Annotated in this window: 2 protein-coding genes and 1 pseudogene; all 3 read right to left on the bottom strand. The window is 39.9% G+C overall.

The window, feature by feature from the left end; genetic code table 11:
* Positions 1-522 (bottom strand): annotated as a pseudogene (locus VLB74_RS08430) (acyl-CoA--6-aminopenicillanic acid acyl-transferase); the annotation flags it as partial.
* Position 523: 1 nt separating this feature from the next.
* Entirely contained in the window at positions 524-2038 is a 1515-nt protein-coding gene (locus tag VLB74_RS08425; protein WP_325203014.1) for a phytoene desaturase family protein, read from the bottom strand.
* The coding region (locus VLB74_RS08420; RefSeq protein ID WP_325203013.1) for a lysophospholipid acyltransferase family protein at positions 2039-3083 on the bottom strand (1045 nt) is incomplete at its 5' end.

The following is a 3083-nucleotide window of genomic DNA, read 5'->3' as shown; positions in this document are numbered from 1 at the left end:
CAAAGCCAGATCCTGCAGGGCATGCCCGATGTCATGAGCCGCGTGAAGATACAGTGACCGCAAATAATTGGGCGCAATAAACTGGTAATCATCCGAGTTGTATTGAGAAATACCGTAGATTTCAGTTTGATATTCTTCGGGGACATAGAGATACAGTTTACGGTTGTACCATTTCAGGAATTGCCGCAACATCCTTTGCTTGAATTTCGAGGGAATGATGTCCTTGATTTTAGTAAAAAATACGCGCTCTTGTTTTTTTATCAGGGGTTCGCTGAGCCCGCCATTTACAAGTCCGAGTTGAAGTGCATCCCCCGAAATGTGTAATTCCCAAAGTTTTTGCTTGTTCTTGACAAGATAATTGGTTCCCGATGAAAAAAGGGTATCCGAATATTTATTTACGACTGGTTTTTCCTGATTATACCCTTCCGTTTTGGGCTGATGATGCAACGATTCATAGGTGCCACAGGAAAACAGGCATAAAGCCAATCCTAAAAAAAGTAATATTTGAATCTTTATTTTCATTTTATTCCAATTCCCTGTTGATTTTATCGATAAGATAATCGTCTCCTAAAATTTCCGAACAAGTGGCAACAGCGCCGATAGTTACCCCCAAAACACCGTGCATATTGATACTTTGCCCCGTTAAATAAAGGTTATCAATTTTGGTTTTTGGCGAAATGAAGGTTTTCATCGGATTACTCGAGTCTTTTATATAACCATATAAATTTCCGCGATACCCTCCGATATAATCCCGGTAGGAAAGCGGGGTAGAGGTATGCACCGACTGAATGCAATCGCGTATTCCCGGAAATTTTTTCTCAATTTCAGTTATAAAGGCTTCAGCTTTTACCCTTTTATATTCTTCGTACGAAGCACCGCGCTCTCCCTTTTCGGAAACGGTATTATGGGTGTCTTCCCATGTGGAAAACTCTTCAAATTTCAGATACGTTATTGCTGTAAGACTTTCAGCCCAAACCTGATTTTCTTCAGAAACATTCATAGAAGCCATATAAGCTTCAGGCCAGGAAGCTTCCGTATACTCGTTGGCATTCCAAATCCTGTTACTGTCATTGAAATGATAATAATTATGGTTCAGATAGGGAAAACACTCCGGTTTAAAAACAATATACAAACTGAAGGCCGAAGGCAGCACTTCCAGACTCTGAATCCGACTGTAATACGATTTCCTGAACTTATCCTCCCCTATCATTTTAAGAGTCGTTTTCGGCTCTATATTGGAAATGAAAATCTCTCCGAAAAACTCTTCTCCATTTTTCGTTTTTACCGAAGTCAGTTTTTCGTCTTTAAAATCAAATGCAACTACTTCACGGTGTTTATAAACTTCTCCGCCATATTTTCGAAGCTGCTTGATCAACTGTTTTGAAATCTGGCTTCCTCCGTTTATGCAACGCCAGGCACTTTGGATGTAGGAGTTTACGGAAAGCGCGTGAACATAAAAAGGGGTTTTATCGGCAATTCCGGCGTATAAAAAATTGGAACCGGCTAAAACCGCTTTCAGTTTTTCATTATCGGTCAATTCATCCAGATAGTCTTTGGCATTCAGGGATAGTATTTCGCTTTGGTACCCGCCGCCCTGTTTCAGATTGTACAACGGAAATGAATCGCAGGTATAAATCAACTTATCGCAATAGGCTCTGATGGTTTGCTCTTCCTCCGGAAAATAGACCGTCAATTGCTGAACGAAATTCTCATACCCCTGCGCATGCGGGTACTCGGTCCCATCGCCGAAAGAAACGATATCGAATCCATCCTGATCCATCTTTTTGAGTTTCAGATGGTCCATGATACCTAGGTACGAAAAATATTTGTATAGATTTTGGCCTTTCTCCAAACCCCCGATATAGTGAATTCCAGTATCAAAAATGGTCTTTTCGCGTACGAATGTCTGCAGATTGCCGCCGTACTGGTTGTTTTTCTCCAGTACGCATACACTCTTTCCTTCCTTGGCAAGAATGATGGCTGAAACCAAACCTCCCAGACCGCTCCCGATGATTACTATGTCGTATTTTTTATTCACTTATAATTTCTTTAAAACCAATAAACCCTCCACATCATCGCTAACTTCGAAACTTTGATTTACAAAATGGTTTTTCAACTCAAAATTATCAATTAAAACGATTTGATTTACATTATCCAGCGAGATTTGCTTTACAAAATCAGAATGTTGGGCCGAAACCAATAAAACGTTGGCTTTCTTGTCATATTCCGAAACCGAATCCAAATAAGAAAGTCGACGTTTTTTCAAAATATAATTAGACGAGGCTACGGCTTTTTTCTCTTCATCCTGAATAAAACTTTCTATTTTCCTCTTCGGTTGCTGAAGCACCAGCAAAGCGTCCAATTGTCCGAAATCATCAGCGATATGTAAAATTTTCGCATCCTCCTTCAGTATCGTATTCAGACGGAAGTACAATGATTTTCGCAGTTCGAAATCGGTTTTCACAGCATTAATTACTTCCCTCTCCTTGTACAAGAAACTGATCAGTAACTTATTTTTAAAATAATTTTCACCTTCCAGTTCCTGGCGCAATAAAGCATATTCTTCCCTGAAATATTTGTTTATTTTTTTGGTACGTTCCGAGTAATTCAACCCGAATGAAGTATCGTCAGCTTTAATTCGTTTTCCAATAACCACCGAAATGCTTTCGTCATAAATAATATGATCGCCTTTAGGTAAGGTCTCGGAATTTCCGTGGATGAAAACTGGGAGCACATCCAAATTAAAATGTTCGGCCAAATAAAACGCTCCTTTATGAAAACGATTGATCACACCATCATCAGACCGCGAACCTTCAGGAAAAACCATTAGCGAATAGCCCTGCTCGACTTTTTCACGCAAATGTTCAACGCTTCCCTCCACGCCTTGCGAGACCGGATAATAGCCCGCCAATTTCACAACCCGACCAAAGATTGGGGAATTATAAACCCAGTCGTTAACCAGATAAATGATTTTTGGTGTTACCATTCCAATAGCCAGCGTATCCAAAAAGGAAGTATGGTTGGAAATAATCACCGAAGGCTTATCAAAATTTTCTCCGTGCCTGTTGATAATCTGTTTTTTT

It is taken from the genome of Flavobacterium sp. (genome assembly GCF_035456225.1).
Lineage (GTDB): Bacteria > Bacteroidota > Bacteroidia > Flavobacteriales > Flavobacteriaceae > Flavobacterium.
The sequence above is the reverse complement of the archived record's forward strand: the minus strand, read 5'-3'. Positions and strand labels throughout refer to the sequence as shown.